Raw genomic sequence first — 12,869 nt, 5'->3', positions numbered from 1 at the left:
CAAGTTTCTTTATTACAGAAACTTAAACATTTCCTTATGCGGGCCGATTCCCGGAATATCAAATTCGTCAGACATAAATTCAAAACCCATGCGCTCATAAAAGGGGAAAGCATTTTTGCGTGCATTAAACCACAAATAATCAATCTGCAACTGTGTTTTTAGATGTTCCATCGCGGCATCCAATGTTGTTTTCGCATAGCCTTTTCTCAAAAAATCAGGATGTGTGGCCATTCCGCACAAGCGGTAAGCGTCTTTCGGCAACTTTCCATGATTCTCTTTTTGACAAGTCAAAATGCAAACCAATTGATCCTCATGATAATATCCCAAATGAAAGGTATCATCCAATTTGTCTTGGTCAAAATAACACTCGTTTTCCGCAAGACCATTGCGCAGCACCAGACTTCTTAAAGGCAAGGTGTCTTTAGCTTGAATAAAGCGAATCATCGTTTAGCTAAAATTTCCAATATATCCACCAACCGGTTGGAATACCCAAACTCATTGTCGTACCATCCCACAACTTTAACAAGTCCGCCAACGATGGACGTCAATTGCGAATCAAAAACACAGGAGTAGGGGTTGTTGATGATGTCTACGGACACAATCGGATCTTCGGTGTAGTAAAGGATATTTTTCAATTCGTTTTCTGCCGCTTCCTTGAATTTTGCATTGATTTCTTCGACAGTTGTCTCATTTTTCAACGTGCATGTAAAATCGGTCAATGAGCCATTCAGAACCGGAACTCGGATTCCAGCGCCACCTAACTTTCCTTCCAGATGCGTAAAAACATTCGTTATTGCTTTTGCTGCACCTGTGGAAGTCGGGATGATGGAAGCTGACGCGGCTCGTGCTCTACGCAGGTCACGATGAGGGGCATCATGTAGATTCTGGTCGCCAGTCATGGAATGCACGGTTGTAATATATCCATCTCGAATTCCCCAGTTTTCATCTAAAATTTTAACTAAGGGAGCGACGTTGTTGGTCGTGCAGGATGCATTCGAAAAGATATTCGTGTTCCAATCAAAATCATGATCATTTATCCCAAGAACAATGGTTGGTACTTCCTTATCTGGCGAAGGCGCAGAAATAATCACTTGTTTTGCGCCAGCATCCAAATGCAGTCCCGCATCCGCCAGTTTTGTAAATAAACCTGTAGCTTCGATGACTACATCAATTCCGTGTTTATTCCAAGGTAGTTGAGCGGGATTTTTCTCTTTTGAAATAAAAATTTCATGTCCGTCGATAATCAAGCTGTCGGCTGTATGGCTGATTTTTCCAAGAAAAGGGCCATGAACCGAATCGTATTTGAATAGATGAGCAAGCGTTTCCGTATCGCTAATATCATTGATAGCAACAACCTGAATGGATGGAAGATTACGCGCTAGTAAATTGCGAAGCGTATGCCTTCCGATCCGTCCAAAACCATTAATGGCGACTTTCATTTTTTTATTTTGTAAATGCTGCGATAGCTTCGTTGATGTCCTTTTCGCCGTCCCAATATCCTTTTAGCTGACCATCAGTACCATAGATATAGTTTGCTGGAAATTGTTTTGGAACGTGGAATTTCTGAATGAAATTTTGGTCTTTATCGTATAACAATTCGACATTGTCTTTGCCTTCCAATTCTTTGGCGAAAGTCGGGAAGAATTTAACCATTAAAGCCGGGTCATTCATCGACACATAATAGATATTGATGTCTTTTACTTTGCTGTAGTTTTTTGCCAAACCAGCTGCTTCATGCTGACAATGTCCACAAGAAGGATCGAACAATATAAAAACTGAATTTCTTCCGCTTTTGATATCTGCTTTCGAAAAAGACATGCCTGATTTTACTTTGTAGAATGTAAATTCTGGAATCGAAGCTGCAGGTTCCGGATTCGCAACAGGAGCAGGAGGCGCTTGTTGATGAGGGGTTTCCGTTGTATGTGCTGCAGGTTGAGTCGCTGCTTCTTGTTTCTTAGGCTCGTTGTTACAAGCAGTCAATGATAGTACTGCTAATAAAGCCAAACTTGAGCAATAGTTTATTTTCATGATTCTAATAAATATGGGCAAATCTACCAAAAAAATAGCTTTTCATATCCGAAAAGCCGATTATTAACATTTGGATGATAAATAAGATTAGATTCTTTTTGTTTTCATGGCCAACGTCCAATGTTGCTCTCCGCACCTCGAACAGATTTCATCGATTTGTTGCAAATGTTTTATTTGTCCGCAATGCATACAGGCATACTTGGAGTCAGGTTTGCAATAAGCAATTTCGGTATATGCTTTCGGAAATAAAGGTAAGCCATATTTAATTTCGTCATCATCATAAAATAAAATACTTACGGAGCCATTTGTTTCAAGTAAGGCTACTCGAACCTGTCCCAGATGCTCAACATGCTGTTGCCTCAATTCAGCAAAAAATTCGTCGTGCGAAAATAACTCTCTCTTCACGTCACGCGTGACCAGCAAACCATCTTCGACAATGCAGATCGGTTTTCCTTCCAGCAATTGCTCGATTTTTTTGCTTTTCATCATAAAGTAAGTTGTGGTTCTATACAACACAATAATAGAAAAGAGTACAAGGAAAGCATGCAAAATGGGAATGTCCTCTGTAAACATCGGGTCGCCTGCGGCAGAACCCAGACTCAAAATGATTGTGATTTCGAAAATCGATAATTGCCGCACACCTCGTTTTCCGGAAAGACGTAAAAAGACAATGATTAAAATATACATGACCAAACAGCGCAATAGAATTTCCCATACGAACTGCAATTCGGTATTGTTTAAGAATATTTTTTCAAAATCCATAGGCGTTGATCTGTTTTCAAAGTGATATATTTCCCCTCATTTATAAAAACAAGCCCTAGCGAATTAATGCATAGGGCTTGAGATTTTACATCTTATTTAACATGCTTGGCTTCAAAAGCATCCGATGCGACGTTCACTTTATTGGCCATGTTTTCAAAAGCAGCATTGATATTTTCTAATGCTTGCTGTTCACCTGTCGGGTCAGTGAGATTGCTTTTGCGGATTTCGATCAGTTTCGGATAATCTTCATTGACGATTTTCTTGTAGCCTTTTAAACCATCCCAGACAGCCTCTTGCAACTGCTTATCATCTTTGTAAGCGCCGATGCTATCCACTTTTTTAATATCTCGGTCAACCGCGGCAGACCATTCTTTTTGAACAATGGTTGCTTGGTCATAATTTGAAGCAGTCATCGCTGCATTCATTTTGCTGATTTCTTGTTCATTGCCATTGATGATTGTCATCAATTCATTGTTGTATTCTTGAGGAGTTCTTTTTTCGTTCGAACCACAGCCGACAATCAGCAGCATTGCTATCAGGGATAGTCCGCTTGCAATTAAATTTTTCATGTATTTGTGATTAGTTTATAATTAATTATTTAAAACTAAACAACTACTATGCCAGTCGGTCCATCATAAAAACTTCCATGGGACTAGCTAACAAGACTTTTTGCTGTTCAGCCCATTTTACCAAATGTTTGTTTTTTAAATGCTTGTCCAAATCTTCTTTCGTGTCCCATTGCTCAATGAAAAAGAAATTTTCAGGGTGTTCTTGATCTTGATGAAGATCATATTGCACACAGCCTTTTTCGACGCGAGTTGGTTCTATCAAAGCCAACATGGCTTCTTTGGTTTCTTCGATATTTTCTTTTTTAGAAACACTTTTTGCTATAACGTATAACATACTATTTTACTTAAGTTCCTTTAAATAGTTAATAACTCCAATTACATCCTCTTTACCGAATCCTGCATCACTTGCTTCCTGATACACGTTCAAAATGGAATTTCCGACAGGATAAGCCGCGCCTACGGCTTTCGCCAGCTTGATATCTTTCAGCATAAAATCCAATGTAAAAGCAGGAGCGTAGTTTGCTTCAAGAAGGGGAGCTGTTTTTACTTTTGTCGCTCCGCTGCCTGCCGCACTTTCGTTGATAATGTCCAGCATCAGACTTCCATCAATTCCCAATTTTTGAGCGAACAGATACGTTTCGGCCAAACCTTCGTAGACCATTGCCAAATAGTAATTTACCGCTAGTTTGCCCATTAAGCCTTTGCCATTTTCACCTAAATACTTGATGCTTTTTCCTAATTTTTCTAAATAAAGAGTTGCTCGGCGCAATGAATCTTCATCACCGCCGACCATAATAATCAGGGTCGCTTCTGCTGCAGGCTTCGTGCTTCCCGCTACTGGAGCATCCAAAAGGAAAGCTCCTTTTGCTTTCAATTTTTCACTAATGGATTGGGATAATGCAGGCGATATCGTGCTCATGTCCACAAATAATTTTCCTTCAATCGTTTCCTCTTCAATTGTTTTGTACACTTCTTCGACCGATTGGTCATTGGAAAGCATAGTGAACACAATATCCGATTGATACACAAGATCAGCTATGGAATCTGCGACTGCTGATTTTTCTTTGAAATCCTCCGCTTTATCGCTGCTTCGATTATAAACGGTTAAGGAGAAGCCTGCTTTTTCGAGATTTTTGGCCATCGGATGTCCCATGTTGCCTAAACCTATAAATCCTAATTTTTCTGTTGACATCGTAAATGGTTTGAATTAAGCGCTAGGAACGGGTGCATGTTCCAAAATCAATTTCTGCTCTTTTAATTCCGTCCAGAATCCGGACGGTATCTTGTCTTCTAGCAATGATTTGGCATTTTCTTTTGCTTGCTGCACCGTGTGTGCTCCGGGAATAACCGCAGAAACAACCTCTGGCGCCGCTGCAAATTGCAACGCAGCTGTGCGGACATCGACTTGGTGCCTTTTCGCAATTAGCTCGATTGCTGCCAATTTTTCTTTTACGCCAGCAGGAAATTCTCCACCGTAATCATAGCGATTTTTCCCGGCTAAAAATCCTGCATTCAAAGGCGCACCGACAACAATGGAAATATCACGTTCTGCACACTTTGGAAATACAAGATTTAAATCATCTTCATGTTTGATAATGGAATATTGCGTAGCAGACAAGAAAATATCAGGATCAGCGACTTCAATGGTTTTTAGGATAGGCTCAATGGTATTGACACCAAAACCCCAAGCTTTAATCAAGCCTTCCTCTCTCATTTTTGTCAATTCTGGCATGGCACCTTTTTGTGCGATCTCAAAATACTTTACCCAATCTTCTTTCATATCTCCATTATCTGGTGAAAGGTCGTGGATAAAAACAATATCGATTGATGAAACGCCCAAACGATTGATGCTGTCTTCCACACTTTTACGAACGCCGGCAGCGCTGTAGTCGTATTCATAACTAAACTCGAGCTTGCCTTCCCAGATTGCCTGTGTGGGTTTGAAATTCTCATGTGGTTTCAGAATACGGCCAACTTTTGTCGAAAGCGTAAATTCTTCCCGGTTTTTATTCCGAAGAAATGTTCCCATTCTGCGTTCGCTGATTCCCAAACCATACCAAGGCGAAGTGTCAAAATAGCGAACCCCAGCATCCCAGGCAGCCTCTAACGATTGTAAACATTCAATATCTGGATTAACATTAAATCCATTGCCGATGGCAACGCCACCAAAACCTGCTTTGTGTTTCGGTCTAAATCGGCTGTGTGTCTGTGCATTTTCAAATGTATTCATCTGCTGTGGTTTAGTTGCGGTATTGGCAAAGCTTTGCATGAGCGGGCTCAAGGCAATTCCGGCTGTCGCCATTCCGGATTGTGCTATAAAGTTTCTTCTATTGATTTTACCTGACATCTTCTCGAAGGATTATTTCAGTGTGTAATTTGGTTTTTTGAATTCGATAAATTCAAATCGATTACCAAAAGGATCTCGGATAAATAGGCGCTTGCGGCCTTCAATTTCTGAGCTGTATTGTATTTCCATATCTTTTGATTCAAGGTAAATCGTGAACAGCAATAAATCTTTTACTTCCATTGCAATATGGCGGCTAGATTTTGCGACGTTGATATCCTCTTCTTCTCGGACATGCAATTCAATATTTCCAAATGTAAACCAGACTGCTTCATTCGGATGTTCACCGGTTATCTGCTCACAGCCTAAAATGTCTGTGTAAAATACAATGGCATCGTCAATTGTTCCTGTCGGAATATTGATCAGCACATGATTTATTTTGAAGAAATCTCTTGGTAATCGATTTGTTAATTCCATTAAATTTTATTTAAAATCATACACATTCAATCCGATTTCTTCAGATTTAATCCGTTGAATATCTGCTTGAATAGGCATGATGAAAATTTCACCTGCACCTCTAATTTTTCCATCCTCCAAATGCCCAGCTAAAGCTGTATAATCCTTACGGCCTAAAGTGGCATGGACATGAAGATACGGTTTGCCATCTTTCACAGCGATATTGCCCGTAATGTTGCTGATCTCCATTTGTTCTTTGAATGTTTTATCAACATATTCTTTTGTTTCGGGATCGAAGAACCGCAAAGTCGCTTCGTTAACCGCACCTACGCCGAGGATATTTCCCGCTACGATCTTGTTTTGGGTCACAAAATCCGTCAATGCATCTGTAATGCTAGCTTTATCATTGATGCTGATAATAAATCCCTGTTCTACCTTTTTTGCTGTCCAAAGACTTCCTTTTAAAACTTGTTGTGCTTGCGTTTGCATAGTAATTTGAATAAAAATGACTGCTAGAATTAATTTTAATGATTTCATAAAAAATAATTATTTCCAAATTCTTGTTAATCCCAAATTCTTTCCTTGAATGGGATCTGTAGCAGGTTTAGGTACTTTGTTTATGTTGACGTCGGCTGAGGGCCGATCGGTAGGTTCTCCTTTTCTCAAATCCGGCTTTAATCCGTTTGGATATGCGCCGACAACGTTGAAATCATCAGAATGTGTTAAGCATTTATGGCCAACACCTGCAGGAATAATCAATACATCGCCCGCCTTGACCGTTAATTTTTCTCCTTTTTCTCCGCCCATTAATAAGGTTGCTGTTCCTTGATAAACACCCAATACTTCATGCGTATTGCTATGGTAATGATGGAATGGATAAACACCCCAACGCCATGAGTTTATCCAATTATTTGCAGCGAATGTTTTCTCAATTTTTTCTGCTAAGCCATCTCCGTTGCCTTCAAAAGCAGAAGGGTAGACGAGAAGAGGCAATTTGCTATTCGGAATCACGCCATCGTCTTTGAAATAAACTATTTTTGGCTCTTGTATCTGCATTGAAAACATAGTGGCTGTTAAAAATGTAGCAAAAATTAATAAACAACAATTTTTTATCAATTGTCTTTTATTCATTGTCTTATCCTCCAGTACTTATTTTAACAACCAGATGCCTAAAGAGTTTTTAGAAATTGTAAGAAAAGCCTAAGCTGAGAGTTGTTTTATTGCGTTGGCGCAGGGGAAAAAATAAGAAAACGGAAAAATCACATGCGGCATGCATGTGATTTTCAAATGCTATCAGCCCATTTTTTATTTTAGGGCTTATAGTCAATAGTGATTGACTGAAATCTAGTTGTCTTTCGTCAGCGTATAAGTCATTGTACCTTTAAGATTCTCGCCAATCTTTTTAGATAGAATCAATGTCTTTCCTTTCAGCTGATAATCATATTTTCCATTTAAAATCAATGCCCAATCAAAATCCGCAGTCCACATATGCTCGTCAGAAAATGAAATACTGTTCTTATCTAGTGTAAATGTTCCTGATCCCCCGGCCGGAAAACGATCTTCCGAAGCAGTGCTGTTATAGGTGTTTTCTGTGAAAGTCACGCTGACAGGATTTGTGTGGGTTTTGCCGTCTTCATAAACGACTGTAAATTCTCCGGAGTATGTTCCAGTGACCAAAGCAAGGTTTTCTTTTTTACAGGTTGAAGCCGTCAGAACGATTAGGGTTAGGCACAATGCTAAAATCTTTTTCATGGGGGTTGTTTTTATGTTTATTAGCTATAACGTGAAAAATTGCTGGTTTGGAACACGTAAGCCAAAGTAATTTATCAATGATTTAAATCGAATTTCGCTTCTTTCGGTTGATGAAATAATAAACAGGAAGGCCAATCAATACTAAAATAAATCCTGGCCAGGTATATTGCTGTTTGTAAATCAGAAGCAAAACACAGAATGCCGTTCCTATAAGTAAATAAATAATCGGTGTAATCGGATAAAGCCAGGTTTTGTAAGGTCTTTCGATTTGCGGTTCTTTTATTCTTAAATAGATGACCCCAAAAACAGTGATCATATAGAATAGCACGATTACAAAGGAAATCATATCCAATAGATTGCCGTATTGGCCGCTCAAACAGAGTAGGGAAGCCCAAACGCCTTGCATCCACAATGCATTGCTCGGAACATCATTTTTGTTGTTTTTGACAGCAGGTTTAAAAAACAAACCATCTTTTGCCATCGTCTGAAAGACTCTTGAACCAGCCAATATCAAACCGTTATTGCATCCAAACGTCGAAACCATCACCAAAACGGCAATAATAATTGTTCCGGCGTTGCCGAATATCGACTGCGAAGCTGCCACAGCTACCCGGTCGTTTGCCGCGAATGCAATGCCATCTCTATCCAAGGCATTTAAGTACACATAATTTACCAGAACATATAAAATCATGACCGCGGATGTCCCGATAATCATTGCTTTGACCACATTCTTCTTCGGATTTTCAATCTCTCCTGAAACGAATGTCACGCTTTCCCAAGCAACAGAACTGAAGACCGAACCGACCATTGCGGCAGCAATACCGCCCATTAACGTCATGCCGTCGATCGGTTGCCAATTAATCTGGTCAAAGTTTTGAAAGGCCTGTGTTCCCAAACTGAAATTTTCAGCCAAATGAGAGACATCAATCAAAATAAATCCTGCTGCAATCAATCCTAATAAAGCGATGATTTTGGAACCTGTAAACACATTTTGCAACAGTTTTCCACTTTGTACTCCACGTGTATTGATGTAGGTCAGCAACAAGATAATTCCTATTGCCAAAATCTGAATCCAAGTAATCTGAAAGTCCCCATTCTGTACGATAGGAGCCGCATCATTGAGGGTAGGAACTAGGTAGGCCGTAAATTTTCCGAATGCCATCGCAACAGCAGCGATCGTTCCGGTCTGTATAACCGTAAACAAGCCCCAGCCATATAAGAAACCCATTTTCTTGCCAAATATTTCCGTGATGTAGGTGTATTGGCCACCAGCTTTGGGGAAAATGGCTGAGAGTTCACCGTAACTAATCGCTGCGGCAACAGTCATTACTGCCGTAATCAGCCAAACAATAATTAGCCAATAACCAGAACCGAGATTTCTCATCATATCTGCACTGACGATAAATATTCCGCTTCCAATCATGGATCCCATTACCAACATAACGGCATCCCATAATTTAAGTTTTTTTTGCATAGATTTCTGTTAGGATAAATTACTTAAAATAAAAATAGCTATTTAAAATCGGATTTGAATTACAAATATGTAATTAAGCATAGAAAACTATTCGCTCCGTCGTTGTTTTTATGTGACAAGTTAAATTATTGTGTTATTTTTAGAAAATATCGATTTAAACGAATTAATTGAAACTCTAATTTGGAATACAGCAGTCTTTTTTATGCGTTTAGTGCAGGAGCTTTGCTTTTGTTGGCCTTTTTGCTAATCAAGCAGGTGCCAGCGGTGAATGAGCGCTCGAATAGATGGCTTATTCTGTTTAGTTTTTGTCTTAGCTGTTTATTTTGCCAATTATTTCTGGAGTTTGACGGCAGAATGGGAACTAATCCAACACTAATTATCTTCTTAGAATTGTCTCGATGGGCTATTATGCCTTCTTTCTACCTAGCTGTAACCGCTTACATTCATCCTTTCAGAAAACAAAACAGCCTACTGCATTTTATTCCTTCAGTATTGTTCTTGTTTTATACAGTTGCTGTTCTTATCCCAAATGCTATTCATGCAGGTGCTGTCGATTTTGATTTGCCTAGGCAAGCCATCTGGATAATTGCTAGCTTTTTTCCTTTACAAATATTTTTTTATGGCACTCTTTCCTTACTCCAGATTCATCGTCATCAGAAAATTATTCAGCAGACAAATTCCACGATAGATGAAATCAATCTCGTTTGGATTCAGAAGCTTTTCGCCAGTTATGTTCTTTTAGTTGCGCTTTGGGCACTCAGCAAGTTTTTTCCTTCCGTTATTTACTTTGTACCCATAGGGTATTTCGCTGTAACTCTTTACATGGCCTATTCGGTAACGTCACAGAAAAATATAGACGAAAAAGATGTGCGCATCTCAGCAGATGTTTCCGGAAACAAAAGTTCGAATGAACGTTTACATGCTGATCAGGTTGAATTGGTCATGCAAAGGGTTGATCAATACATGCAAGCCGAAAAAGTATTTCTTGATCCTGCCTTAAACTTGACTGCTTTGGCAACCGCACTCGAGCTGACGACGCATGAGTTATCGTATGTAATCAATACAGGTTTTAAGAAAAATTTTTATCAGTTCGTCAACGAAATGCGTGTCGATGAAGCCAAAAAATTATTGATGAGTAAGGAACATCGACATCTGGACATGATCGGAATCGCCACGCTCGCTGGATTTAATTCTAAAACTACATTTAATACCACCTTTAAAAGAATCACTGGGGAAACTCCGACTGAATTTTATAAGAAAAACCAAAACTAGCAAAGCCTTTTTGTTCGTTTGGGTAAATCTGAACGGTAGAAGTTGTTCGTTTGGATACAGCAGAACGTATAAACTCGTCCATGCCCGTATACTTGCTTTCATATTTACTAATAACAAAAGATATGAAAACAAAAAACACAGTAAAATTGAGCGTTTTGATTGGTTCCGCACTTTTATTTTGCAACAGCTTACATGCCAGCAGTCAACCCAATCATCCGACATCGTCAATCTCCGTTGCCGATAGCACACCGCTGTCTGCATTTGAGGGATTTTATCAATTCCCTAATCAAGTCGCCTACATCGAATTTATTGTCGAAGGCAACGAATTGATTGCAAAGCAAACTTGGGATTCTCGACAATACAAGCTGAAAAGGAATGCAGATCTGAATTTCACTTCCGTAGATGAAGGCTATGTTATTGAATTTCATTTAAGCAACAAAATGATTGTTGGAGCGAAAATTCTTAATCGGGTAGAATTAGTGAAAGTGGATTTCAATCCCGATGCCTATATCCGATTAGACGATGGGGCCATGCGCAAGTACGAAGGGAAGTATGAACTGACACGGAACAAAGAGATGCATCTAGAATTGCGGGTCAAGGATGGTGGATTATCTCTAAAGCAGCTTTGGGATAATAAGGTAATACAATTCTCTCCCAAAACAGCAAACTTTTTTTATAATGATGAATTGACTTTTCCAATTAGCTTTGAGGAAAAGGAAAATCAAAAGATGCAAATGCGTGCATTTGAGAATGATGTTTGGTTGCGGATTAATTAGCTATCGATTATGGTTAGTTTCAATATCAAAGCCTATCTGTTCATCTTGGTTTTTCAGGCCTCTTTAGCTGCAGACTGCAAATCCCAACAAGTCGCAGATCCCAATTTTTTGGTCAGCATTGAGCATCCATCATATCTTGCAGAAAAGGGGCCGATGCTATTAGTGGATGAAGCGCACAATAATCCATTTTCGATGAAGGGACAATATGCAGGATTTGCGCAGGTAGCTGCAAAGGATGGATATCGGCTTTCGACCACCAACATAGCTTTAAGCGCAAATCAGCTTGAAGAAGCTAGGATTTTCGTTAGCATTAATGCCATTTATAATCCAACAGATTGGAACCTGCCAACGCATTCAATCTATACGGATGAAGAAATAGAACTCCTATTTAATTGGGTGATGGAAGGAGGGAGCCTCTTATTGGTCACCGACCATATGCCTTGTGCAGGATCCATCAGCGCATTAGCGACCAAGTTCGGTTTCAATCTAATCAATGGATTTGCTTTGTTGGATTATCCTGCGCCAGAACTATTTTCAGCTTCACTAGGCAACCTGTATGCGAGCGCTGTCACGCAACATGCATCACGGCCAGTCGAACAGATTCGGTTTTGGGGAAGCACAGGTTTTATTGCTCCCAAAGAAGCAGAGGTGATTACGGCCTTGACGGATGCTTACAAAGTTTATTTGCCTTCAAAGATTGAAGATGTTACGTATCCGGTTGCCAGTACCGTCCCTTATATTTCGGGCAAAGGCTTAGCGAATAGTGCTTTGCTAAAAGTCGGAAAGGGTAGAGTCGCGCTATTCGCTGATGGCGCTGTGTTTTCGGCGCAGCTCCAAGGCGTTAAAAGTGAGAAAAGGGGAATGAACCATCCAGACGCCGAGCATCATGTCAATTTGTTGCTGAACGTATTGCAGTGGTTAGCAGAGAAGCCCTAGTTGGATAAATAGACCGGTGTTTGCAACTTTTCTTTACGGCTAAGCTGCGTTACAAGATTTTTAGTTAAAAGCTATTTAACCGAATTCAACTTGAGGAAGCAGAGGGGATTTTTATCCTCTTTGCTTTTTTACGGTCTTAGGCGAGCATAGTAGCCTTTAATGATGGAAGCTCTTATGTGCTTCGCAATATCTTTTCCATTTTCTTGCCTTTGGCCAATTCATCAACTAGTTTGTCCAAATAGCGTGCTTGCTGTGTCAATGGGTTTTCAATTTCTTCTACGCGATAGCCACAGATTGTACCAGTAATTAAATGCGCGTTCGGATTGAGGGTCGCTCGCTGAAAAAAGGTTTCAAACATGACTTTTTCATCGATTAGTTCTTGCTGTTTTTTTTGATTAAAACCAGTTAACCATTCGATGACTTCATGCAATTCTTCTTCCGTACGGCCTTTAGAAACTACTTTAGTAACATAATGCGGATACACGCCTGCAAACGTTAATTTTGCAATCTTTTCATCATGTGTTGCTGTTGTCTTCATCGTAACATCTGTTAAAGTGGAA

At 39.7% G+C, this 12,869-nt stretch carries 17 protein-coding genes; 3 read left to right on the top strand and 14 right to left on the bottom strand.

From position 1 onward, the window contains the following. Positions 1-12: 12 nt before the first annotated feature. The 13 genes from C4F49_RS03560 to C4F49_RS03500 form a co-directional block, all read right to left on the bottom strand. Positions 13-444 (bottom strand): GNAT family N-acetyltransferase, encoded by a 432-nt coding sequence (locus tag C4F49_RS03560; protein ID WP_196934509.1) that lies wholly within the window; start codon positions 442-444, stop codon positions 13-15. Further along, positions 441-1,439, bottom strand: coding sequence for a type I glyceraldehyde-3-phosphate dehydrogenase (gene gap / locus C4F49_RS03555; RefSeq protein WP_196934508.1), 999 nt, complete (start codon positions 1,437-1,439; stop codon positions 441-443). The genes C4F49_RS03560 and gap overlap by 4 nt, the downstream gene beginning before the upstream one ends. Positions 1,440-1,443: 4 nt before the next feature. After that, positions 1,444-2,028, bottom strand: a complete 585-nt coding sequence (locus C4F49_RS03550; protein WP_196934507.1) for a TlpA family protein disulfide reductase — start codon at positions 2,026-2,028, stop codon at positions 1,444-1,446. Positions 2,029-2,115: 87 nt separating this feature from the next. Continuing rightward, positions 2,116-2,790, bottom strand: coding sequence for a DUF421 domain-containing protein (locus tag C4F49_RS03545; protein WP_196934506.1), 675 nt, complete (start codon positions 2,788-2,790; stop codon positions 2,116-2,118). Positions 2,791-2,882: 92 nt separating this feature from the next. Beyond that, positions 2,883-3,359: an LIC11966 family surface protein gene (locus C4F49_RS03540; protein WP_196934505.1), complete on the bottom strand. Its 477-nt coding sequence runs from the start codon at positions 3,357-3,359 to the stop codon at positions 2,883-2,885. Positions 3,360-3,405: 46 nt separating this feature from the next. Next, positions 3,406-3,693, bottom strand: coding sequence for a putative quinol monooxygenase (locus tag C4F49_RS03535; RefSeq protein WP_196934504.1), 288 nt, complete (start codon positions 3,691-3,693; stop codon positions 3,406-3,408). A gap of 6 nt (positions 3,694-3,699) precedes the next feature. Continuing rightward, entirely contained in the window at positions 3,700-4,551 is an 852-nt protein-coding gene (locus tag C4F49_RS03530) for an NAD(P)-dependent oxidoreductase (protein WP_196934503.1), read from the bottom strand. Positions 4,552-4,566: 15 nt separating this feature from the next. After that, the gene (locus tag C4F49_RS03525; protein WP_196934502.1) at positions 4,567-5,706 is read right to left on the bottom strand and encodes an aldo/keto reductase; all 1,140 of its coding nucleotides are present in this window, start codon (positions 5,704-5,706) and stop codon (positions 4,567-4,569) included. Between the two features lie 12 nt (positions 5,707-5,718). Further along, positions 5,719-6,120: a VOC family protein gene (locus C4F49_RS03520; RefSeq protein ID WP_196934501.1), complete on the bottom strand. Its 402-nt coding sequence runs from the start codon at positions 6,118-6,120 to the stop codon at positions 5,719-5,721. A 6-nt stretch (positions 6,121-6,126) separates the two neighbouring features. Then, positions 6,127-6,636, bottom strand: coding sequence for a PPC domain-containing DNA-binding protein (locus tag C4F49_RS03515; RefSeq protein ID WP_196934500.1), 510 nt, complete (start codon positions 6,634-6,636; stop codon positions 6,127-6,129). Between the two features lie 9 nt (positions 6,637-6,645). Next, on the bottom strand, positions 6,646-7,155 hold the full coding sequence (locus C4F49_RS03510) for a cupin domain-containing protein (protein WP_196934499.1): 510 nt from the start codon (positions 7,153-7,155) through the stop codon (positions 6,646-6,648). A gap of 288 nt (positions 7,156-7,443) precedes the next feature. Then, positions 7,444-7,851, bottom strand: a complete 408-nt coding sequence (locus C4F49_RS03505; RefSeq protein WP_196934498.1) for a hypothetical protein — start codon at positions 7,849-7,851, stop codon at positions 7,444-7,446. Positions 7,852-7,933: 82 nt separating this feature from the next. Further along, positions 7,934-9,325, bottom strand: coding sequence for an APC family permease (locus tag C4F49_RS03500; RefSeq protein WP_196934497.1), 1,392 nt, complete (start codon positions 9,323-9,325; stop codon positions 7,934-7,936). Between the two features lie 180 nt (positions 9,326-9,505). Here C4F49_RS03500 and C4F49_RS03495 point away from each other — a divergent pair, with 180 nt between their 5' ends. The 3 genes from C4F49_RS03495 (at position 9,506) to C4F49_RS03485 (ending at position 12,309) form a co-directional block, all read left to right on the top strand. Beyond that, positions 9,506-10,597, top strand: a complete 1,092-nt coding sequence (locus C4F49_RS03495; RefSeq protein ID WP_196934496.1) for a helix-turn-helix domain-containing protein — start codon at positions 9,506-9,508, stop codon at positions 10,595-10,597. A 122-nt stretch (positions 10,598-10,719) separates the two neighbouring features. Beyond that, positions 10,720-11,373: a hypothetical protein gene (locus tag C4F49_RS03490; protein WP_196934495.1), complete on the top strand. Its 654-nt coding sequence runs from the start codon at positions 10,720-10,722 to the stop codon at positions 11,371-11,373. Between the two features lie 9 nt (positions 11,374-11,382). Next, entirely contained in the window at positions 11,383-12,309 is a 927-nt protein-coding gene (locus C4F49_RS03485) for a DUF4350 domain-containing protein (protein WP_196934494.1), read from the top strand. A gap of 172 nt (positions 12,310-12,481) precedes the next feature. Here the strand turns inward: C4F49_RS03485 and C4F49_RS03480 are convergent, their stop codons facing one another. After that, positions 12,482-12,847: a DUF2200 domain-containing protein gene (locus tag C4F49_RS03480; RefSeq protein ID WP_196934493.1), complete on the bottom strand. Its 366-nt coding sequence runs from the start codon at positions 12,845-12,847 to the stop codon at positions 12,482-12,484. Positions 12,848-12,869 lie beyond the last annotated feature (22 nt).

The organism is Sphingobacterium hungaricum (genome assembly GCF_015210005.1).
In the GTDB taxonomy this organism is placed as follows: Bacteria; Bacteroidota; Bacteroidia; order Sphingobacteriales; family Sphingobacteriaceae; genus Sphingobacterium; species Sphingobacterium hungaricum.
The sequence above is the reverse complement of the archived record's forward strand: the minus strand, read 5'-3'. Positions and strand labels throughout refer to the sequence as shown.

Coding starts and splice junctions, on each gene's coding strand:
- C4F49_RS03480 (WP_196934493.1), bottom strand. CDS start 12,847: ATGAAGACAACAGCAACACATGATGAAAAGATTGCAAAATTAACGTTT.
- C4F49_RS03530 (WP_196934503.1), bottom strand. CDS start 4,551: ATGTCAACAGAAAAATTAGGATTTATAGGTTTAGGCAACATGGGACAT.
- C4F49_RS03515 (WP_196934500.1), bottom strand. CDS start 6,636: ATGAAATCATTAAAATTAATTCTAGCAGTCATTTTTATTCAAATTACT.
- C4F49_RS03545 (WP_196934506.1), bottom strand. CDS start 2,790: ATGGATTTTGAAAAAATATTCTTAAACAATACCGAATTGCAGTTCGTA.
- C4F49_RS03490 (WP_196934495.1), top strand. CDS start 10,720: ATGAAAACAAAAAACACAGTAAAATTGAGCGTTTTGATTGGTTCCGCA.
- C4F49_RS03525 (WP_196934502.1), bottom strand. CDS start 5,706: ATGTCAGGTAAAATCAATAGAAGAAACTTTATAGCACAATCCGGAATG.
- C4F49_RS03550 (WP_196934507.1), bottom strand. CDS start 2,028: ATGAAAATAAACTATTGCTCAAGTTTGGCTTTATTAGCAGTACTATCA.
- gap (WP_196934508.1), bottom strand. CDS start 1,439: ATGAAAGTCGCCATTAATGGTTTTGGACGGATCGGAAGGCATACGCTT.
- C4F49_RS03505 (WP_196934498.1), bottom strand. CDS start 7,851: ATGAAAAAGATTTTAGCATTGTGCCTAACCCTAATCGTTCTGACGGCT.
- C4F49_RS03560 (WP_196934509.1), bottom strand. CDS start 444: ATGATTCGCTTTATTCAAGCTAAAGACACCTTGCCTTTAAGAAGTCTG.
- C4F49_RS03540 (WP_196934505.1), bottom strand. CDS start 3,359: ATGAAAAATTTAATTGCAAGCGGACTATCCCTGATAGCAATGCTGCTG.
- C4F49_RS03520 (WP_196934501.1), bottom strand. CDS start 6,120: ATGGAATTAACAAATCGATTACCAAGAGATTTCTTCAAAATAAATCAT.
- C4F49_RS03535 (WP_196934504.1), bottom strand. CDS start 3,693: ATGTTATACGTTATAGCAAAAAGTGTTTCTAAAAAAGAAAATATCGAA.
- C4F49_RS03510 (WP_196934499.1), bottom strand. CDS start 7,155: ATGCAGATACAAGAGCCAAAAATAGTTTATTTCAAAGACGATGGCGTG.
- C4F49_RS03500 (WP_196934497.1), bottom strand. CDS start 9,325: ATGCAAAAAAAACTTAAATTATGGGATGCCGTTATGTTGGTAATGGGA.
- C4F49_RS03485 (WP_196934494.1), top strand. CDS start 11,383: ATGGTTAGTTTCAATATCAAAGCCTATCTGTTCATCTTGGTTTTTCAG.